This is a genomic window from Serratia sp. CoH_122_TC_1 (assembly GCF_058191755.1).
The window spans coordinates 85,766-106,382 of record NZ_JBXWLA010000002.1; the positions used below are offsets into that span (position 1 = coordinate 85,766).

General features: G+C 53.5%; 20 protein-coding genes. 12 read left to right on the top strand and 8 right to left on the bottom strand.

Translation table 11 applies throughout. The features are described from left to right. Nucleotides 1-67: 67 nt before the first annotated feature. Nucleotides 68-1,273 (top strand): MFS transporter, encoded by a 1,206-nt coding sequence (locus AC2FC2_RS02970; protein ID WP_265556956.1) that lies wholly within the window; start codon nucleotides 68-70, stop codon nucleotides 1,271-1,273. A gap of 306 nt (nucleotides 1,274-1,579) precedes the next feature. Continuing rightward, a complete protein-coding gene (locus AC2FC2_RS02975) occupies nucleotides 1,580-2,701 on the top strand; it encodes an AI-2E family transporter (RefSeq protein WP_209632920.1) in 1,122 nt (373 codons plus the stop codon). 142 nt (nucleotides 2,702-2,843) lie between these two features. Here AC2FC2_RS02975 and AC2FC2_RS02980 read toward each other — a convergent pair whose 3' ends face one another. Continuing rightward, entirely contained in the window at nucleotides 2,844-3,275 is a 432-nt protein-coding gene (locus AC2FC2_RS02980) for a GNAT family N-acetyltransferase (RefSeq protein WP_490658697.1), read from the bottom strand. A 191-nt stretch (nucleotides 3,276-3,466) separates the two neighbouring features. Here AC2FC2_RS02980 and AC2FC2_RS02985 point away from each other — a divergent pair, with 191 nt between their 5' ends. Next, nucleotides 3,467-4,009 (top strand): GNAT family N-acetyltransferase, encoded by a 543-nt coding sequence (locus tag AC2FC2_RS02985; RefSeq protein ID WP_209632918.1) that lies wholly within the window; start codon nucleotides 3,467-3,469, stop codon nucleotides 4,007-4,009. Nucleotides 4,010-4,207: 198 nt separating this feature from the next. Here the strand turns inward: AC2FC2_RS02985 and icd are convergent, their stop codons facing one another. Then, nucleotides 4,208-5,461 carry an NADP-dependent isocitrate dehydrogenase gene (icd, locus tag AC2FC2_RS02990; RefSeq protein ID WP_012006449.1) on the bottom strand — a complete coding sequence of 418 codons (1,254 nt, stop codon included), beginning with the start codon at nucleotides 5,459-5,461 and terminating at the stop codon, nucleotides 4,208-4,210. A gap of 132 nt (nucleotides 5,462-5,593) precedes the next feature. Here icd and rluE point away from each other — a divergent pair, with 132 nt between their 5' ends. The 6 genes from rluE (at nucleotide 5,594) to purB (ending at nucleotide 10,254) form a co-directional block, all read left to right on the top strand. Further along, nucleotides 5,594-6,220 carry a 23S rRNA pseudouridine(2457) synthase RluE gene (gene rluE, locus AC2FC2_RS02995; protein ID WP_209632874.1) on the top strand — a complete coding sequence of 209 codons (627 nt, stop codon included), beginning with the start codon at nucleotides 5,594-5,596 and terminating at the stop codon, nucleotides 6,218-6,220. A gap of 21 nt (nucleotides 6,221-6,241) precedes the next feature. After that, nucleotides 6,242-6,577 carry a lysozyme inhibitor LprI family protein gene (locus AC2FC2_RS03000; RefSeq protein ID WP_265556964.1) on the top strand — a complete coding sequence of 112 codons (336 nt, stop codon included), beginning with the start codon at nucleotides 6,242-6,244 and terminating at the stop codon, nucleotides 6,575-6,577. A 9-nt stretch (nucleotides 6,578-6,586) separates the two neighbouring features. Next, nucleotides 6,587-7,033 carry an NUDIX hydrolase gene (locus AC2FC2_RS03005; RefSeq protein ID WP_490307656.1) on the top strand — a complete coding sequence of 149 codons (447 nt, stop codon included), beginning with the start codon at nucleotides 6,587-6,589 and terminating at the stop codon, nucleotides 7,031-7,033. A 95-nt stretch (nucleotides 7,034-7,128) separates the two neighbouring features. Further along, nucleotides 7,129-8,232, top strand: coding sequence for a tRNA 2-thiouridine(34) synthase MnmA (mnmA, locus tag AC2FC2_RS03010; RefSeq protein WP_490658698.1), 1,104 nt, complete (start codon nucleotides 7,129-7,131; stop codon nucleotides 8,230-8,232). 2 nt (nucleotides 8,233-8,234) lie between these two features. Next, nucleotides 8,235-8,861, top strand: coding sequence for a high frequency lysogenization protein HflD (gene hflD / locus AC2FC2_RS03015; RefSeq protein WP_265556967.1), 627 nt, complete (start codon nucleotides 8,235-8,237; stop codon nucleotides 8,859-8,861). 22 nt (nucleotides 8,862-8,883) lie between these two features. Next, nucleotides 8,884-10,254, top strand: coding sequence for an adenylosuccinate lyase (gene purB / locus AC2FC2_RS03020; RefSeq protein ID WP_490658699.1), 1,371 nt, complete (start codon nucleotides 8,884-8,886; stop codon nucleotides 10,252-10,254). 45 nt (nucleotides 10,255-10,299) lie between these two features. Here purB and AC2FC2_RS03025 read toward each other — a convergent pair whose 3' ends face one another. The 3 genes from AC2FC2_RS03025 to pdxR all read right to left on the bottom strand — a co-directional run bounded on the left by AC2FC2_RS03025 (nucleotide 10,300) and on the right by pdxR (nucleotide 13,106). Further along, nucleotides 10,300-11,001 carry a GNAT family N-acetyltransferase gene (locus AC2FC2_RS03025; protein WP_209632869.1) on the bottom strand — a complete coding sequence of 234 codons (702 nt, stop codon included), beginning with the start codon at nucleotides 10,999-11,001 and terminating at the stop codon, nucleotides 10,300-10,302. Between the two features lie 13 nt (nucleotides 11,002-11,014). Then, nucleotides 11,015-11,467, bottom strand: coding sequence for a GNAT family N-acetyltransferase (locus tag AC2FC2_RS03030; RefSeq protein ID WP_209632868.1), 453 nt, complete (start codon nucleotides 11,465-11,467; stop codon nucleotides 11,015-11,017). Nucleotides 11,468-11,588: 121 nt separating this feature from the next. Beyond that, a complete protein-coding gene (pdxR, locus tag AC2FC2_RS03035; protein WP_490307658.1) occupies nucleotides 11,589-13,106 on the bottom strand; it encodes a MocR-like pyridoxine biosynthesis transcription factor PdxR in 1,518 nt (505 codons plus the stop codon). A 411-nt stretch (nucleotides 13,107-13,517) separates the two neighbouring features. Between pdxR and phoP the strand changes: the two genes are divergently transcribed. From phoP to AC2FC2_RS03050, 3 genes are all read left to right on the top strand, one after another. Next, nucleotides 13,518-14,189 carry a two-component system response regulator PhoP gene (gene phoP, locus AC2FC2_RS03040; protein WP_490658700.1) on the top strand — a complete coding sequence of 224 codons (672 nt, stop codon included), beginning with the start codon at nucleotides 13,518-13,520 and terminating at the stop codon, nucleotides 14,187-14,189. Between the two features lie 5 nt (nucleotides 14,190-14,194). Next, on the top strand, nucleotides 14,195-15,652 hold the full coding sequence (gene phoQ / locus AC2FC2_RS03045; protein ID WP_265556973.1) for a two-component system sensor histidine kinase PhoQ: 1,458 nt from the start codon (nucleotides 14,195-14,197) through the stop codon (nucleotides 15,650-15,652). Nucleotides 15,653-15,937: 285 nt separating this feature from the next. Next, nucleotides 15,938-17,059, top strand: a complete 1,122-nt coding sequence (locus AC2FC2_RS03050; protein WP_404759771.1) for a ribosomal protein uL16 3-hydroxylase — start codon at nucleotides 15,938-15,940, stop codon at nucleotides 17,057-17,059. A 50-nt stretch (nucleotides 17,060-17,109) separates the two neighbouring features. On the opposite strand, the gene AC2FC2_RS03055 is transcribed toward AC2FC2_RS03050, so the two are convergent. The 3 genes from AC2FC2_RS03055 to cobB form a co-directional block, all read right to left on the bottom strand. Continuing rightward, on the bottom strand, nucleotides 17,110-18,198 hold the full coding sequence (locus AC2FC2_RS03055) for a malate/lactate/ureidoglycolate dehydrogenase (RefSeq protein ID WP_490658701.1): 1,089 nt from the start codon (nucleotides 18,196-18,198) through the stop codon (nucleotides 17,110-17,112). An 85-nt stretch (nucleotides 18,199-18,283) separates the two neighbouring features. Beyond that, nucleotides 18,284-19,513, bottom strand: coding sequence for a peptidase T (gene pepT / locus AC2FC2_RS03060; protein ID WP_490658702.1), 1,230 nt, complete (start codon nucleotides 19,511-19,513; stop codon nucleotides 18,284-18,286). A 257-nt stretch (nucleotides 19,514-19,770) separates the two neighbouring features. After that, nucleotides 19,771-20,607, bottom strand: coding sequence for a Sir2 family NAD+-dependent deacetylase (gene cobB / locus AC2FC2_RS03065; RefSeq protein ID WP_209632862.1), 837 nt, complete (start codon nucleotides 20,605-20,607; stop codon nucleotides 19,771-19,773). Between the last annotated feature and the right edge of the window lie 10 nt (nucleotides 20,608-20,617).

A 20,617-nucleotide genomic window follows, 5' to 3' on the forward strand; every position in this document is an offset into this window, starting at 1 on the left:
CAATAATTGAACTGTTGGTATTATCGACATAACGCATAGTCTGATTTTTATCTCCCTGGAGAAAATCATGACCACAAGCAAATCAGACCCGGTGGATTCGGCCAGCCCTACCGCGACGCAATGGCCAGCAATCGTCAACGTGCTGTTCGCTGGTATTGCCGTTGCCCTCCATGTGGGTAAAGCAACCATTGCCCTGCCGGAACTGCAGCGCGAATTTGGTCGTTCGCTGGAGTCGCTGAGTTGGATCATCTCGGCCTTTCCGTTTATCGGCGTGTTTGGCGGTATCGCTGCAGGCCTGCTGGTTCGCCGCTGGGGCGATCGTCGTTTACTGAGCCTGGGATTAGTGATTGTCAGCCTCGCCAGCTTTGCCGGCGCCATGCAACATGTTTTTGCCGGACTGATCGTGACCCGAGTCGTCGAAGGAATTGGCTTCGTCATTGTCGTCGTCGCCGCACCGACCGTGCTCACGCGTGTGGTCGCACCACAAAAACGGAATCTGGTGTTCAGCATCTGGAGCACCTTTATGCCGGCAGGCATAGCCCTCTCCCTGTTTTTCGGCCCGCATTTCGCTGGCTGGCAACAGAGTTGGGTCGCGGGCGGTGCCCTGACGCTGCTGGCAGCACTGCTGCTGCCATTAACGACCCCACGTGGTGCGATAACCCTTTCCTCAGCACCCGCGATCAAACTGCGGCAGGCGCTGCTCAGTATCATGCGTGCGCGACAACCGCTGTTGTTGGCGTTGATATTTACCACCTACAACCTGCAGTTCTTTGCCGTGATGGCCTTTTTGCCGATATTCCTGATGCAACGCATCGGGTTAACGTTGGCAGCGGCAGGTGGCGTCAGCGCTGCCGTGATTGCCGTCAATATTCTCGGCAACCTGGCCGCAGGCGTGCTGTTGTCGCGCGGTCTACGGGCCCGAACCCTGCTCGCTGTTGTCAGTACCTTCATGGGGCTTGCCGGGGCCGGCGTTTTCCTTTCAATAACGCCTAACGGCCTGCTTGTCCCGCTGTGTTTACTGTTTAGTGGCATCGGTGGCATGCTGCCCGCCACTATCTTGGCGGCGACACCAGCAGCAGCGCCAGAGCCCACATTGATCCCCCTGAGCCTGGGCCTGGTGATGCAAGGCATTTATCTCGGCCAGGTGATCGGCCCGGTCGTCTTGAGTGCCCTTGTTGCCTACGCGGGTTGGACAGCCCCCTCCGTACTGGTGCTGTCCGCCGCGGTACTGGGGAGCGCACTGGCGTTATCGCTCACAACGAAGGCGCGATAAACGAAAGGCCCATTACACAATATATAAAATGAGTCCATTGGGCTGGTCATCAACGAGAGGCCGCTGTGGCCTATGTGAGCAGTAACGTCACCGACGAAGGGGATTCTCGCTGGCGAACTTAACGCCCCGTTTCCTATACCCAATACCCCCACAAAATGAGGCATCATTAATAAGCTTTATTAATTATTGGTGCATAAAATCCACTACCTGTTACGCGTTTGTGATGTTAGGGTTTGTTCTTCAAGAAGTGTCAATGCCGGTGCATATCGAGATTGACAAGAAAAATCTATCATCAGAGGGACGGGTATGATGTCTAAAGGTATTTCAAAAGGATTCTTTATTCTGATCCTTTTTATTGTTACCGCTGCTTTTCTGGACGTATTGGGTCCCTATTACTCGTCAGTGCTGTGGGCCATCATTTTGGCGGTGATTTTCCACCCGGTGAAACAAAAGCTCAAACAATACCTGGGCGATCGAAATGGCCTGGTTTCGCTTTTGACGGTCGCAGTGATCTGTTTGATCGTGTTTACGCCGTTGGCGATCATCGCATCTTCGTTGGCCATTGAACTCAACGTTGTCTACACCAAGTTGCAAGGCAACAACACGCAATTCCCGGTCATTCTGGCCGATACCTTGCGACTGCTGCCGGGTTGGGCACGCCATTTTCTGACTGAACATAACCTCGACAATGCCGCAGAAATACAAAAGAAACTCTCCGAGCTGGCGCTGCAAGGCGGGCAATATCTTGCCGGTAGCGTGTTCCTGATCGGCAAGGGTACGTTCAACTTTGCCGTTGGCTTTGGCGTCATGCTATATCTGCTGTTCTTCCTGTTGAAAGACGGCCCTTATCTGGTCAACCTGACGCTCGAAGCATTGCCGTTATCCGAATACGTGAAACATCACCTGTTTGTGAAATTCGCCGCGGTTTCCCGTGCCACGGTGAAAGGCACCGTCGTGGTCGCCGTCGTGCAAGGTGCGCTCGGTGGTCTGGCGTTTTATGTCACCGGGATCGAAGGTAGCCTGTTGTGGGCTGCACTGATGGCATTCCTGTCCATTATCCCTGCCGTGGGTTCTGCCATTATCTGGGTACCTGCAGCCATCTATTTCTTCGCCACCGGTATGCTGTGGAAAGGCCTGTTCCTGGTGGGCTTCTTCGTGGTAATCATCGGCCTGGTCGATAACATCCTTCGTCCATTGTTGGTCGGTAAAGACACCAAGATGCCTGACTATCTGATCCTGATTTCTACCCTGGGTGGGATGGAAATCTACGGTATCAACGGCTTTGTCATCGGCCCACTGATTGCCGCCCTGTTTATCGCTTGCTGGAATATCCTTTCCGGCCGCGACAGCAAGGAAAATACGGATGAAATCGATGAAGAGTTTATCGAGGAGGGGAAAAACCACCCTGATGCCACGAAGGCGGAGTAAAACGCCAGTACTCTTCATTCCGGGGCCTTTTCAGGCCCCAACGTTTGTATCTGTGTCTTACCAGGCCAGGCTTTATCGGCCTTCGCGGCTCAATAGGGATAACAACGCGTGCCGCTGAAGCTGACGTGAACTCACCTGTCGGTTAATTCCTCGCACACCTGTTCGGATAGAAGAAAATTATCTCCGGATCGCCCTCATCAAGATTCTCAATATGGCCACTCTCGATAAAGCCCGCCGCCAGCAACAATCCCCTCATGGTTACATTCGAACGGTTGGTTGACGTAAAAAGCTTGGGCTGAGGTGAAAGTGATATCAGCGTGTGTAACAGTTGTGAACCCACTCCTTGTCGCCTGTAGCCTTCAGCCACCATCAGCATTTCGATAAAACCGCAGCCAAAGAAATGGGCGTTCAACACACCATAGGCCACCACCTGCTCTTCATTCTCAGCGAGATAACAGGTTCCTGCTGCACACCATTCCCGAATCTGGGTGCAGCGATGCGGGACATGAGATAGAGAACTATCGATAGCGGCCAGCGCAGAAATATCCGCTGTCGTAGCAAGACGAACAATCATTTTTCTGGTTCCTTGGTTACTGGCATCTTTTCAACACGCTTCACACCTGCCGATTTCAGATTTTCACAAGAGATAATATTTATCAGTGTTTGGTCGTGACCGCCATTGCTGTGGTGTCAGATACCGATCCTAACATCTGTAAAACGATGCTAGGATAAACCGCAAAAAGCGCCGGTTAACAAGAAGGTTTCATGATCGTCACCACTACCCCACGACTCATTATTCGTGCATTTAATGGCAAAGATGCGAATGCGCTATTTGACTACCTGTCCTCGCCCCGCACGCCTTGTTTTTATGACGAGAAACTCAACTCCTTGGCCGAAGCAGTCGAATCGGTTAACAAGCGTGCTCTCGATCCCAGTCAGTTCGCCGTATGTCTCAAAGAGAACGACATACTTATTGGCCATCTCTTTGCCGATAATAGTGAAGAGCCGGACCAGAATACCTGGAGCGTGGGCTGGCACTTTAATCAGCGTTATGAAGGCCAAGGCTTTGCCACCGAATCCGTCACGGCGTTGTTTAATTATTTATTTACTGAAAAAAACGCCAGACGCCTCTATGCCTACGTAGAAGATTACAACATGGCGTCTCAGAAACTTTGCGCCCGTCTTCATATGCGTCAGGAAGGTTGCTTCAAGGAGTTTGTTACGTTTATAGCGGAAAATGGCGAGGAACAATATGACAATACCTTCGTTTACGCTCTGCTTAAGAGAGAGTGGCAAGCTATTGGTTAACTTACGCTTTAGCGTTTGGTTATAAACGGGCAACCACTTACCCGTGTTTCATGGTCAGGCGCCTTAAATTTGCAGCAACACTTTATCCCCTACCCCTAAAACGCCCCCAAAGTGCTCGAGTTTTGATAACCGCTGCGGTTTGAATAATAAAAAACGGGAACCATCAGGTTCCCGTTATCATTTAGCGCTTAAACACCATTACATGTGTTTAACGATAGCGTCGCCAAACTCTGAACATTTCAGCAGCTTAGCGCCTTCCATCAGGCGTTCGAAGTCATAGGTCACGGTCTTGGCAGCGATTGCGCCTTCCATGCCCTTAACAATCAGGTCAGCCGCTTCGAACCAGCCCATGTGACGCAGCATCATTTCTGCAGACAGGATGATGGAACCTGGGTTCACCTTATCCTGGCCAGCATACTTAGGTGCAGTACCGTGGGTCGCTTCGAACAGTGCGCAATCAGAACCAATGTTGGCACCCGGTGCAATACCGATACCGCCAACCTGTGCGGCCAGGGCGTCGGAGATGTAGTCACCGTTCAGGTTCATACACGCAATCACGTCGTATTCAGCCGGACGCAGCAGGATTTGCTGTAGGAAGGCATCGGCGATCACGTCTTTAACGACAATTTCTTTACCGGTGTTCGGGTTCTTGATTTTCAGCCATGGGCCGCCGTCGATCAGCTCACCGCCGAACTCTTCGCGTGCCAGTTCGTAGCCCCAATCCTTGAAGGCACCTTCGGTGAACTTCATGATGTTGCCTTTGTGAACCAGGGTCACAGAGTCACGGTCGTTGGTGATAGCGTATTCGATCGCTGCACGAACCAGACGTTTGGTCCCTTCTTCAGAACATGGCTTCACGCCGATACCGCATTGCTCTGGGAAACGGATTTTCTTCACACCCATTTCGTCGCGCAGGAACTTGATCACTTTGTCTGCTTCAGCAGAACCGGCTTTCCATTCGATACCCGCATAAATGTCTTCGGCGTTTTCGCGGAAGATCACCATGTCGGTCAGCTCTGGCTGTTTAACCGGGCTTGGGGTGCCCTGGTAGTAACGCACTGGACGCAGACACACGTACAGGTCCAGTTGCTGGCGCAGGGCCACGTTCAGGGAGCGAATACCGCCACCGACAGGGGTCGTCAGCGGGCCTTTGATGGCAACGCGGTAGTCACGGATCAGATCCAGGGTTTCTTCCGGCAGCCACACGTCTTTCCCGTAAACGTGAGTGGATTTTTCGCCGGTGTAGATTTCCATCCAGGAGATTTTACGTTCGCCGTGGTAGGCCTTTTTCACTGCTGCATCAACCACGTGAATCATAGCAGGGGTAACGTCAACGCCAATACCGTCGCCTTCGATAAACGGAATGATCGGGTTATTCGGAACAACCAGTTTACCCTGGGCATCGACCGTAATCTTTTTACCTTCTGCCGGAACAACTACTTTGCTTTCCATCAACCTCTCCTTCAAGCGCAATTTTTGTTAATGCTTTGTAAGATGCGTGTAGATACTACTGGAATTTTCTGTCCGCGCCAATCCGAAACGGATTCGGTTATAATGCGCCTATCATCCGTAATCTCAACTGTTATGAAAAAATTCTCTGTTAAAAATCACAAAGTTAAACGATTCAGCAAGCCTGAGTCCGCTAAACCCGCTGTAGCACAGGGCCCGCGTCGTGTCGTGTTATTCAATAAGCCATTCGATGTGCTCCCGCAATTTACCGATGAAGCAGGCCGCGCGACGCTGAAAGAATTCATTCCTTTTCCTGATGTTTACGCCGCCGGACGCCTGGATCGCGACAGTGAAGGGTTATTGGTATTAACCAATGACGGCAAGTTGCAGGCACAGCTCACCCAACCGGGTAAACGCACCGGCAAAGTGTATTACGTACAAGTCGAGGGTACGCCGCAGGAAAGCGATTTGGCGCCCTTGCGCAGCAGTGTCACGCTCAAAGATGGCCCTACGCTGCCTGCCGGTGTGGAGTTGGTCGCAGAACCACAATGGTTGTGGCCACGCAACCCGCCAATCCGCGAACGTAAGTCGATCCCTACCGCCTGGCTAAAAATCACCCTGTACGAGGGTCGAAACCGCCAAGTGCGTCGCATGACTGCACATATCGGCTTTCCTACCCTGCGGCTGATTCGCTACAGTATGGGCGATATTTCATTGGGTGAACTGCAACCCGGTGAATGGAAAATCCTGGATTCACTGTAATTGGCCTCTGGAGCAGCAACGATGAAAACATTAACCGCGCTACTGTTCACCACTCTGCTTTCCGTCTCTGCCGCACAGGCTGCCAGTTTCGACTGCGCCAAAGCCGTCAACGCCGATGAAAAGGCGATCTGCGCCAGCCGTACGCTAAGCGACAAAGATGTGGAAATGGCCACCAAATACCAGTTTTTGCACGGCCTGTTCGCCATGGGGGTGAGCGGAGAGATGCTGGACCAACAACAAAGCTGGTTAGAGCAACGTAAACTGTGCGGTAGCGACGTCAATTGCCTGTCCGCCAGTTACAAAACTCGCATTGCCGAGTTGGATGATATCTATCAGCACATTAACAAACCGCTGTAAGAGGCCGCCATGTTTAAACCGCACGTCACCGTTGCCTGCGTGGTTCACGCCGCTGGAAAGTTTTTGATCGTCGAAGAAACCATCAACAATAAGGCACTATGGAACCAGCCAGCCGGTCATCTCGAGGCTGACGAGACCTTGGTGCAGGCCGCAGAACGCGAACTGTGGGAGGAAACCGGCATCCGTGCCACGCCGCAGTCATTCCTCAAGCTGCATCAATGGATCGCACCGGACAATACGCCGTTTCTGCGCTTTTGCTTTGTTATCGAGCTGGAGCAGCAGTTGCCAACAGCGCCGAACGACAGCGATATCGATCGCTGTCTGTGGCTGACTGCCGACGAAATATTGCAGGCCCCTAACCTGCGTTCCGCGCTGGTAGCGGAAAGCGTTCGTTGTTATCAACAGCCGGAACGTTATCCGCTGTCGCTGGTCAGTAGCTATAACTGGCCGTTCTAAGATAAATAAGTGCCGTGCGCCGGCGCGGCCAACGTGGTAAAATCCTGCGCTTGTTTTTTATCAGCACGGTTCGTGTTCAAGTTCGTGAGATCCCCATGTCAGACAACAGCCAGAAAAAAGTAATCGTCGGTATGTCCGGCGGCGTCGACTCTTCCGTTACTGCCTATCTGTTACAGCAACAGGGCTATCAGGTCGCTGGGCTGTTTATGAAGAACTGGGAAGAAGACGATGACGAAGAATATTGCTCCGCAGCGACCGATCTGGCCGATGCGCAGGCAGTATGCGACAAACTCGGTATCGAACTGCATACGGTGAATTTCGCGGCAGAGTACTGGGACAACGTTTTTGAACTGTTCCTGGAAGAGTACAAAGCCGGCCGTACGCCGAACCCAGACATTCTGTGCAATAAAGAAATCAAATTCAAAGCGTTCCTGGAATTCGCCGCAGAAGATCTGGGCGCCGATTTTATCGCCACCGGTCACTACGTACGTCGCCAGGACGTAGAGGGCAAAAGCCGCTTACTGCGCGGTGTCGACGGTAACAAAGACCAGAGCTATTTCCTCTATACCCTGAGCCACGAGCAGGTTGCACAAAGCCTGTTCCCGGTCGGTGAACTGGAAAAGCCTGAGGTGCGTCGCATCGCCGAACGGCTTGAGCTGGTCACCGCCAAGAAAAAAGACTCCACCGGTATCTGTTTTATCGGCGAGCGCAAATTCCGTGATTTCCTCGGCCGCTACCTGCCTGCACAACCAGGCCCCATTGTCACTGTCGACGGCCAGACCGTCGGTGAACATCAGGGCTTGATGTACCACACCCTGGGTCAACGTAAAGGGCTGGGCATTGGCGGCATGAAGGACAGCAGTGAAGATCCGTGGTACGTCGTCGACAAAGACGTTGCCAACAACATTTTGGTGGTCGCCCAAGGGCATGAGCATCCGCGTCTGATGTCCGTCGGTCTGATCGCACAACAGCTACATTGGGTCGACCGTCTGCCGCTGACTGGCCCCTTCCGTTGTACGGTGAAAACGCGTTACCGCCAACAGGATATTCCATGCACAGTCACCCCGCTTGACGAAGAACGTATTGAAGTGCGTTTCGACGAGCCGGTCGCCGCTGTCACCCCAGGCCAGTCTGCCGTGTTCTATCAGGGTGAAGTCTGTCTCGGCGGCGGCATTATCGAACAGCGTTTACAGGAGTAATCGTGGCGAAGAATTATTATGACATTACGCTGGCGATGGCCGGAATCAGCCAGGCCGCGCGTATGGTCCAACAGTTGGCGCACGAAGGCCAATGCGATCGCGACGCCTTTCATATCTCGCTAAGCAGCTTGCTGCAGATGGACCCGTCTTCCACGCTGGCCGTCTTTGGTGGTGAAGAGCGTAATCTGAAAGTGGGTCTTGAGACGCTGATGAGCGTGCTCAATGCCAACAATAAAGGGCTGGGGGCAGAGCTGACCCGCTACACCATCAGCTTGATGGTGCTGGAGCGCAAGCTCAACGCCAATAAACAGGCGATGAACCAGCTTGGTGAACGTCTTGGTCAACTTGAGCGTCAGTTGGCGCATTTTGATCTGGAATCCGACACTATTATCAGCGCACTGGCCGGCATTTATGTCGACGTGGTCAGTCCGCTCGGGCCACGCATCCAGGTGACCGGCTCACCGGCTATCTTGCAAAACCCGCAGGTGCAGGCCAAGGTTCGCGCCACATTGCTGGCGGGCATCCGTGCCGCCGTGCTGTGGCAACAGGTTGGCGGCAGCCGCCTGCAGTTAATGTTTTCCCGTAATCGTCTGTTCAAACAGGCGCAAAATATCGTTGCTCATTGTTAATAGATCCCAGGAGTTGCTACCGATGGAATTATCCTCACTGACCGCCGTCTCACCCGTTGATGGACGCTACGGTGATAAAGTCAGCGCACTGCGCGCCATTTTCAGCGAATACGGTCTGCTGAAATTCCGCGTGCAGGTTGAAGTACGTTGGCTGCAAAAACTGGCCGCCTGCGCAGAAATCAAGGAAGTTCCGGCTTTTGACGCCGACGCAAACGCTTTCCTCGACAAAATCGTCGCAGAGTTCAGCGAAGAAGACGCGCAACGCATCAAGACTATCGAACGCACCACCAACCACGACGTGAAAGCGGTTGAGTATTTCCTGAAAGAAAAAGTGGAAGCGATCCCTGCCCTGCAGGCGGTGTCCGAGTTTATCCACTTTGCGTGTACCTCAGAAGACATCAACAACCTGTCGCACGCGCTGATGCTACAAACCGCGCGTCAGGACGTGGTGCTGCCGTACTGGCGTAAAATCATCGACTCAATCAAGGGTCTGGCGCTGGAATACCGTGATATTCCGTTGCTGTCCCGTACCCACGGCCAGCCGGCAACGCCGTCTACCGTCGGGAAAGAATTCGCCAACGTAGCCTACCGTATGGAACGTCAGTTCCGTCAGTTTGAGCGCGTGGAAATCATGGGTAAAATTAACGGTGCTGTCGGCAACTATAACGCCCACATTGTCGCTTACCCTGAAGTGGACTGGCATGTCTTCAGCAAAGAGTTCGTTACGTCTCTGGGCATCACCTGGAACCCGTACACCACACAGATTGAACCGCACGACTACATCGCAGAACTGTTTGACTGCGTGGCGCGTTTCAACACCATCCTGATCGACTTCGATCGTGATATCTGGGGTTACATTGCCCTGAATCACTTCAAGCAGAAAACCATCGCTGGCGAAATCGGTTCTTCTACCATGCCGCACAAGGTCAACCCGATCGACTTCGAAAACTCTGAAGGTAACCTGGGCTTGTCTAACGCGGTATTGGGTCATTTGGCCAGCAAACTGCCTGTTTCCCGCTGGCAGCGCGACCTGACTGACTCCACCGTGCTGCGTAATCTGGGTGTTGGCCTGGGTTATGCGCTGATCGCCTACCAGGCGACCATGAAAGGCATCAGCAAGCTGGAAGTGAATCAGGCACACCTGTTGGACGAACTGGATCACAACTGGGAAGTGCTGGCCGAGCCTATCCAAACCGTGATGCGCCGTTATGGCATCGAAAAGCCGTACGAGAAGCTGAAAGAGCTCACTCGCGGCAAGCGTGTGGATGCCGCAGGCATGCAGGCATTTATCGATGGACTGGCCCTGCCGGAAGAAGAGAAAACGCGCCTGAAAGCCATGACTCCAGCGAACTACATCGGTCGCGCCGCGACCATGGTTGATGAACTGAAGTAACGGCTTGGTTTCAAGTCAGAAAAGGCGGCCGTTTGGCCGCCTTTTTTATTCCATAAAATCCTGCAATCGTTTTTTCTGTTGCCCGTTCGCAGTAAAGTTATCGGGGTTTAGCCATTGCTCAAACCCGGCGTTGATGGCCGGCCAGCGGTCAACCGTCATCGCGAACCAGTCGGTATCCCGACTGCGGCCTTTGGTGACCACTGCATACCTGAATGTCCCCTCATGGTTGAAACCAAATCTCGCCGCGGCCTGCCTGGAGGGGGCATTATGGCTGTCACACTTCCACTCGCAGCGACGATAGCCCAAATCCTCAAACACGTGCTTTAACATCAGATAAATCGCTTCGGTAGCGCTTGAACGCTGCTTCATCGCCGGTGACCAGCTGACATGGCCAATTTCCGCCACGCCGTTGCCTTCGTCGATACGCATATAAGCCACCGTCCCAACCGGAAGCCCGCTTTCACGGTCAAACACCGTCAAATTCACCAGTGTGGGGTTCGCCTGCAGCGCAGTCAGGTGTTGCAACATCGCCGCTGGGCTCTCAGGCCGTTCTATCGACAAATACGTCCAGTCCCGGCCATCCGGCGCCTGCTGGAAGGCGTGGAACAACGCAGCATGATCTCGCTGTGGGTCAAGCAGCTTCAGCTGGCAAAAGCGCCCTGCCAGGGTTTCCCCTGCGGGCCGTTTCGCCGCTCGCCACTCGGATAATGACTCACCGACCGGCTGCCCGAATTGATTGATCATCATATATTCTCCGCCGCTAACGGTTATAAACAATAAACGAGCTTCTTTGGCCTACTTTGTCGTACAGTGAGCGCGCTGGGGCGTTATATTCTTGTGTCATCCAATAAACCCTATCGCTGCCTTTTTCATTCGCCAGCAGATAAGCTTGCTCGAATAACTTTTCGGACGCTTTCTTACCCCGCGCCGCCGGTGAAACATAAAGATCTTCAATATAGCAATAACCGGCAGAGCTCCAGGTTGATGGGTGAAAAATCAGATTCATTAATCCCAACAATGTGCCGTCTTTATCTTCCGCCACCAGGCCGTAAACCTGATGCCCTTCGCATAACCGTTCAAAGGTATGATCGGTGACCTGCGCCGGAACCTCCGCACGGTAAAAATGAAGATAGCCTTGCCAAAGATCCAACCACTGTGATTTGTCATCGCTTTGTATTTTTCGTACTACAACTTCATTGTTGATTGGGCGCATAGATCCTCGCGGGTTTTCTGAGAAAAAATAACGTAATACCAGCAGGATACACCCACCACTCAAGGCTGAATACAGACCAATTAATAACAGTAAGCAGACCAATTTGGCGGGACTACCACCTTTAGGCAGGTGCTTGAAGTTCGCCAAAAATAGATGATAACCTTTTGATAAATTTTACAATCTCATCCGGTGTATAGGCAGCAAAGCCGAAGACCAAGGCCCCTTTACTGGGTTTATGAGTATAAAAGTCAATCAGCCCGTAGACTTTCATTCCTTGGGCCGCGGCAGCATGAATCAACCGCCGCTCAGTGGCTGCGTCTGCCAGCGGGCATACCAGCTGCAGGCCGCCCTGCGGCAACAGCGGCTGAGTCCAGGCACCAAGATACTGATGAACTGCAGCATGCAAAATCTCAAGCCGAGCCTGATATATCTTGCGCATGTTCCTTAAGTGTTCGGCATAAAAATCGCCATGTAAGAATTTGAATAACGTCATTTGTGGTAATGCAGACGTATAACCATCCTGAAATTGCTTTGCCGCCACCATAGGTTTAATTAACTGCGGAGGAACGATAAGGAATCCAATACGCAATCCCGGGAATAAGGTTTTACTGAAGGTGCCAATATATAAAGTCCGTTGATATTGATCCAACCCTTGCAATGAGGCGGTCGTCAGGCCGTTATAATTAAATTCAGAATCGTAATCATCTTCAATAATCCAGGCTTTTTCATGCTGTGCCCACGCCAAAAGTTTCAGCCTTCTTTCTATGCTGAGCGAATGGCCTAACGGATAATGGTGAGAGGCCGTGATATACACCCCCCGGCCTCCCGCGTCCGCCTGAATCAGCGCATCAATATCCATACCGGATTGATCTACACCGATTGGATATGTGATTAACCCTGCAGACTGAGCCAATTTTTTAGCCCCCTGATAACCGGGTTCCTCAACGAAGACGCTGTCGCCGGGGTTAAACAGGACCTGCGTACACAGCGATAACGCCTGCTGGGAACTGGTCACCACGATCACCTGCTCCGCACTGGCTTTAACCCCCCTTTCACGGCGCAGATAGTCAATAATTTCTGCTCTTAGCTCCACCAGCCCCTGAGGATCGGCATAGCCTAACAGAGACTCGGCTCCCTGACGCACGGCCTGTCTTTCGAGCTGTAGCCAGCTTTCGATGGGGAACAGCCGCAAGTCGGGCAATGAAGGGGTCAGTGCACCATTACGGCAGGTATGGGGAGTATGCGCAGCAACCAGCAGAGAACGGCCATGTGCGCTAAGCTCCCGTTCTACCAAGAGGGTGCTTTCAGTCTTCTCCGAAGCCAACAACTCACGGCCGATCAACGTATTTTGCTGATAACTGACAAAGCTGCCACGCCCTACGGCTCGGGCAATGTAGCCTTCGGCTTCCAATTGGGCATAGGTTAACTCGACGGTATCGCGCGAAATAGCCAGCCGTACGGCCAACGTGCGACTGGGCGGAAGTTTAGCCAAATACCCCAGCGTTCCGGCGATCGCGAGTTGCTTAATCGTCAGGTGCAACGCGGCTTTACGCGTCAATCCTTGCCGTAAATGCCGGGTAAAGGTCACGTGTATCGCATCCTGCGTGGCGTGCTGCTTATTGTCGCTGCTGGGCTTCATAGTGTTCCGAGTCAAAGATAGGCCGGTGCGGCCCACACCAAGAGTTACTGTGATACAGGGAATTATGTCACAACCGTACAGCGCGGTACCCGCCCTGACGTAACCTGAACAAAATGCCTGGGTTTTCTGGTTAACGGCCTCTTCTGTTTAAGTTTGGTTTAGCTTTGCCCCGCCATTGTTTATCCTGCGTTTATCGGGCGTTGCCGATAATGGCGGCGTACAAAAAATAGATAGCGCTTATTTTTAACCAAGGTTCTGCGTCCCTTGCGATAAGTGCAGGTTATACCTACCATAACGTCAACACGATCAGATGGGTATGGTTACCGCGCTATCCCGTATACGCCAAAGAGCGTGTTACCTTTTATAGCGCGGGTGACAGGATGTTCACCCGCCACTCTACAGGAGTCTGTCATGCGAGTACTGGTTGTTGAAGATAATGGTTTGTTGCGCCACCACGTCTCTGTACAGATGCGTGAAATGGGCCACCAGGTTGATGCAGCGGAAGATGCCAAGGAAGCCGACTATTTCCTGCAAGAACATGCGCCAGACATCGCCATTGTCGATCTTGGCCTGCCCGGTGAAGACGGTCTGAGCCTGATCCGCCGCTGGCGTGCCCACCAGATGAAGCTGCCGATTCTGGTACTGACTGCGCGTGAGAGCTGGCAAGACAAAGTGGCCGTGCTGGAAGCCGGCGCCGACGACTATGTCACCAAGCCGTTCCATCTGGAAGAAGTCATCGCCCGTATGCAGGCGTTGATGCGTCGCAATAGCGGCCTTGCTTCACAGGTCATCGTTTTACCGCCGTTCCAAATTGATCTCTCGCGTCGCGAGCTCAGCGTCAACGAACAGCAAATTAAACTGACCGCGTTTGAATACACGATTATCGAAACCTTAATTCGCAACGCCGGCAAGGTGGTCAGCAAAGATTCCTTGATGCTGCAACTGTATCCAGATGCTGAACTGCGTGAAAGCCATACCATCGACGTGCTAATGGGCCGGTTGCGTAAAAAGCTGCAGGCGGAATACCCACAGGAAGTGATCACCACAGTACGTGGCCAGGGCTATCGTTTTGATGCGAAGTGAACATCATGTTCAACAAGGATAAAAAACCGTTTTCACTGCGCGCCCGCTTTTTGATGGCAACCGCCGGGGTGATCCTGGCGCTGTCGCTGTCTTATGGTCTGGTGGCCGTGGTGGGCTATATTGTCAGTTTCGACAAAACCGCCTTTCGTTTGCTGCGCGGTGAAAGCAATCTGTTCTTCAGCCTGGCTCAATGGAATAACAACAAGTTAACCATCGCCATTCCACCGGATATTGATCTCAACTTCCCTACTTTGGTTTTCATTTACGATGATAAAGGCAACCTGTTGTGGAGCCAGCGTCAGGTGCCAGAGTTGGAAAAACGCATCAATAAAGAGTGGCTGGAAGAGTCCGGTTTCTACGAAATTGATACTGATACCCGCGTCAGTAGCGAAGTGCTGGGCAACAACCCCAAAGCGCAAGATCAGCTCAAAGATTATGACGACAACGATCAAAACGCATTGACCCACTCCGTGGCGGTCAACACCTACGCGGCAACGGCCAGATTACCGGCGCTGAGCATCGTGGTGGTCGACACCATTCCGCAAGAGCTTCAGCGTTCGGATGTGGTGTGGGAATGGTTCAGCTATGTGCTGCTGGCCAACTTGCTGCTGGTGGTCCCCTTGCTTTGGCTGGCGGCTTACTGGAGCCTGCGCCCCATCAAGGCACTGGTGAATCAGGTCGGAGAGCTGGAAAACGGTGAACGTGACCAACTCGACGAGAATCCCCCCAGTGAGTTGCGCGGGCTGGTGCGCAATCTGAATATTCTGGTGCGTAACGAACGTCAACGTTACACCAAATATCGCACCACGCTTTCCGATCTCACGCATAGTCTGAAGACGCCGCTGGCGGTGCTGCAAACCACGTTACGTTCACTGCGTACCGGCAAGCAGACCACGATTGAGGAAGTTGAGCCTATCATGCTCGATCAGATCAGCCGTATCTCCCAGCAAATTGGTTACTACCTGCACCGTGCCAGTATCAACTCGGGGCAGACGGTACTGACGCGTGAAATCCATTCGGTGCCAGCGCTGCTGGACAGCCTCACCGTGGCGCTGAATAAGGTCTATCAACGTAAAGGCGTGGTGATCACGCTGGATATCTCACCGGAAGTGACTTTTATGGGGGAGAAAAACGACTTTATGGAAGTCATGGGCAACGTGCTGGAAAACGCCTGTAAATACTGCCTGGAGTTCGTTGAAATCACCTCCCTCCACTCCGATAAATTCCTCACTATCGTCATCGATGACGATGGCCCAGGCATTCCGGAAAGCAAACGCGAACTGATCTTCCAACGCGGCCAGCGGGTAGACACACTTCGACCTGGCCAGGGTCTGGGATTGTCAGTCGCAGCGGAGATCATTGAGCAGTACGACGGTTCTATCACCATTAGCGATAGCCCATTGGGAGGAGCCCGCATGCAGGTCACTTTCGCTCGCCAGCACGACTCTCACCACCACGAGTAAATTCTGTTGTTCAGGCCCCGATCCCCGGGGCCAATCTTCCGTTATATACTCTACATAATTCGAATGGCATGGCGGCGGCAAGCGAGCAAAACCCGGTGAGCTGACTAAAGTCAGTGATTTGGGTGACAAATCTGCCGGGAGCCGATTTGAACGCTGGTTGCAGCGGCCCCGCAGGGGCGTGGCCCATGGACGGGCCACGTAACTAAGCGTAGCCAACAAAGATGCAGTTTGAAGTATGACGAGTATAATCGCACTCAGGCTCACTCCTCTATCCTGGAATAGAACATGGATTATCAATTAGATCTGGACTGGAACGATTTTTTGCAACGCTATTGGCAAAAGCGTCCGGTGATTCTGAAGCGCGGCTTCAAAAACTTTATCGATCCGATCTCCCCGGACGAGCTGGCTGGGCTGGCGATGGAAAACGAAGTGGACAGCCGTTTGGTCAGCCACCAGGACGGCCGCTGGCAGGTTGCGCACGGCCCATTCGAGAGTTTTGACCACCTGAGCGAAAACAACTGGTCACTGCTGGTTCAGGCAGTCGACCACTGGCATGAGCCTTCCAGCGCGCTGATGCGCCCATTCCGTCAACTGCCTGACTGGCGAATGGACGACCTGATGATTTCGTTCTCGGTCCCGGGGGGTGGCGTTGGTCCTCACTTCGATCAGTACGACGTCTTTATCATTCAGGGTACGGGCCGTCGCCGCTGGCGTGTGGGCGAAAAAGTGCCGATGAAACAGCACTGCCCTCATCCTGACCTGCTGCAGGTAGAACCGTTCGACGCCATTATTGATGAAGAAATGGAACCGGGTGACATTCTGTATATCCCGCCAGGTTTCCCACATGAAGGCTACGCGCTGGAAAATGCCCTGAATTACTCTGTAGGCTTCCGCGCACCGAATGCTCGTGAGCTGGTCAGCGGCTTTGCTGACTATGTACTTGCACGCGAACTGGGCAGTAAACGCTACAGCGACCCGGAGATCCAACTGCGTGAACAACCGGCAGAGGTGTTACCGCAGGAAGTCGACGCATTACGCCAGATGATGTTGGATTTGGTTCAGCAACCCGAGCACTTCCAGCAGTGGTTCGGCGAGTTTATCTCCCAGACGCGCCACGAACTGGATGCTGCGCCGCCGGAGCCGCCTTATCAAGCCGGGGAAATTTACGAACTGCTGCAGCAGGGCGAACCTTTGCAACGCCTGGGTGGACTGCGCGTACTGCGCGTCGGCGACCAGTGCTTTGCGAACGGTGAACTGATGGATACCGAGCACCTGCAGGCTGTCAATGCCATGTGCCAGAACTTCAGCGTTGATGCTGCCATGCTCGGCGATGCCATTGACGACCCGTCATTCCTGGCGCTGCTGACCGCGCTGGTTAATAACGGTTATTGGTATTTTAAAGACTGAAGCTGAGTACTGTCTCATCAAGCCACCCGCTTTTCGGCGGGTGGCTTTTTTTATCCCCGTAAGACCTTCGTCCGGTAGTTTTCCAGTTCATGGTCCGGCATTCCGGCCTGTTGCGCTGCCGCACAGATTTGCTGCCAGGTATTTGCATCTATCGGGATGCCCTGTTGCAACCGCGCCACGCGGTTCGCCGCCTCCCATTCCCCGGGAACTGCAATCGGCTGTCCGTCGCTTGGGGGAGAAGCCTTCACCCAGTCGATAAACGCCTCTGCTTCATTCTGCATTTCCGGCGCAGCAAAGGCCTCGGGGTTGAGAATGAGGGTGGTCATACAGTTGAATATGGCGTCACTGTCAGATTTCAACGTCGCGTCATGGGTGGTACGCCCACCGGACAGCGCACCACCGAGAATTTCGCACAGCGTGGCCAGCGCATACCCTTTATGCGCACCGAAGGGCAACAGCGAGCCAAACGGCGGCTCGTGCATCACGCAAGGCTCCATCGTTGGTTGCCCCTGGTGATCGATAAGATAACCAGGCGCGACGCTCTGGCCCTTGTTGTAGGCCACGCGCGTTTTGCCAAAAGCAATGCCACTGGTGGCAAAATCCAGCAACAGCGGTTGTTTATCGGGACGGGGAAAAATGACGCAGAATGGGTTAGTGCCAAAACGACGATCGCTGCCACCGAACGGCGCCACCATGGGATCGCCCACCACGTTGACAAAATGAATGGAGATAAAACCGGCACGTGCACACTGTTCAGCCCAGTGACCAATACGGCCAATATGGTGTGAATTATGCAACGCCACCGCCGCCAGCCCCAATTGCCGAGCGCGTTCAATCCCTTTATCCATCGCTTCGCTGGCCACCACCTGGCCAAATCCCTGGCCACCATCAATCGTCAGCACGGCCCCCGCATCGCGCACCACCTGAGCATGGACATTCAGTTGTAAATGCCCTTGCGCCAACGATGCCATGTAGCTTGGGATCATGCCGACGCCATGCGAATCGTGCCCAGCCAAATTGGCCTGGACTAAATGATCCGCCACCAGTGCGGCTTCCCGCTCCGTGCTGCCGGCATGGCGCCAAATAGCCTGTACAAACTGTTCAAGGCATTGGCGATCGATACGGTGTTCAGTGCTCATGATAAGGCTCCTTGTGCTGGATATATGTCCCACACTAGGAGCAAACCCTTGTTGCGGCAAGCAATTATAACGATTGTAATCGGTGTTATTTTGCGCGTTCGGCCGTCAGCGCCGCGATGCGCATAATAACCGCCACCGCCTGCTCCATCCCTTCCAGGGAAACAAACTCATGCTTGCAGTGGTAGTTATAACCGCCGGTAAACAGGTTCGGGCACGGCAAACCGCGGAACGACAGCTGTGCCCCGTCGGTGCCGCCACGAATGGGCTTCATGACAGGTTCAATATCACAGTCGCGCATTGCCTGTTGCGCCAGCGCAATCACATGGGGATGCTCAGCCACCTGCTCGCGCATGTTGTAATAACTGTCTTCGATCGCCACCTCAATATAGCAATCACGCGGCAGGCCTTTACCCACCTGCTGAGCGATCTCGATCATCCGGCGTTTGCGCGCTTCAAAACCGTCACGCTCGAAATCTCGCAGGATGTAGTGCATCTCGGCGCGTTCAACGCTCCCCTTAAGGCTGCTGAGATGATAAAACCCCTCATAACCCGTGGTGGTTTCCGGGGTTTCGTCCGCCGGTAGTGCCTGCTGAATACGGGTCGCGAGAGACAGTGCGTTCACCATTACCCCTTTGGCGCTCCCCGGGTGCACGTTATTACCGACAATTTTCACCGTTACTGACGCCGCATTGAAGTTTTCACACTCCAGTTCACCCACGCCGCCTCCGTCTACGGTATAGGCCCACTCGGCATTGAACTCTGCAACGTCAAACAACTGAGCGCCTTTACCAACCTCTTCATCCGGCGTGAAGGCCACGCGGATATCACCGTGTGGGATCTTACGCTGTTGTAGCCGCACCATGGCGGTCAATATCTCGGCAATGCCCGCTTTATCATCAGCACCGAGCAGCGTTTTACCGTCGGTGGTGATCAGTGTCTGCCCCAACATGTGGTGCAGGATCGGAAACATCACCGGTGACAACACTTCATCGCCGATGCCGAGCGCAATATCGCCACCGCGGTAATTCTCGACGATCTGCGGGTTAACGTGCTTTCCGCTAAAGTCGGGTGACGTATCCAGATGCGAAATAAACCCAATTGCCGGCACGGGCCAGGCAACGTTCCCCGGTAAGGTGCCCATAACGCAGCCATGCTCGCTGAGCGACACCCGTTCAAACCCCAATTCAATCATTTCCTGCTGCAACGCGCGCGCCAGCTTCAATTGCCCGTCGGTGCTCGGCACATGTTTGACGTTCGCTTTAGATTGCGTGTCGAATGAGACGTAGTTAAAAAAGCGATCTAGTAGTTTATCCATGGTATCCGCCCTCAGAATATCGCGTTTCATTATGCGGAACCGGTTCGGATCAAATATTGAGACAGGTCATTTTTACCCAGATTTAACGGAAATCATTAATTGCAGTGATAATTACAGCGGTGCGGGTTCGTTCATCGATGGTGGAACGTTGAACAACATGGGTAGGCCGGTGGCGCAAAGCGGCTGAGCAGGCAGGCAAACATCAAGGTGTGAAGGAGAAAGTTCAGGACGCCACAGGCTGCGCCCTGAAACCAGCATTAAGGTTGATCGGCTCTTTCGACTTTCCCAACCAGGAATTTGTGCACGAACCGTGGTACTACCGCACTGGCAGGACCATAGTGTTTTTCATCAAACTGACTTTCTACCTGGCTGGGCTCCAGATTCAGTTCCATGGTGTGCGCCCCGCCCAAGCGTGCCTCGTGTACAAAACCCGCAGCCGGATAAACGTGGCCCGAAGTGCCAATAGCCACAAAGAAATCGGCCTTGGCCAGCGCCTGATAGATTTCATCCATGCCCAACGGCATTTCGCCGAACCACACCACGTGTGGCCGCAAAGGCGCCGGGAATTGGCAGCAATGGCAGCGATCGTCCACGCTGAGATCCTCCGGCCAGTCAAATACCTGCCCGGAGCTGGTGCAGCGGACTTTCAACAGTTCACCGTGCATATGCAACACGCGCGAACTGCCGGCGCGCTCATGCAGATTATCGATATTCTGCGTCACCAGCAGGAAGTTATCCCCCAACCAGGCTTCCAGATCCGCCAATGCGCGGTGTGCCGCATTAGGGGCAATCTCCGGGGACTGTAGCTGCCGGCGGCGTTCATTGTAAAACGCCTGCACAAGTTGCGGATCGCGCTGATAGCCTTCCGGCGTAGCGACATCTTCCACACGGTGCTCTTCCCACAAACCGTCTGCGGCGCGGAAAGTACGGATACCTGACTCGGCCGAGATCCCGGCCCCGGTCAACACCACGACAAACGGCTTCTTCAGCTCGGCCGCCGCCATGGTATCGCGATGAAAAATCCGCGAACGAAAGCGCTGATGCAGCACATGCTTACTCTTGCGAAACTGACACAGCCGATGGCGAGTATGCATTAACTCTCTC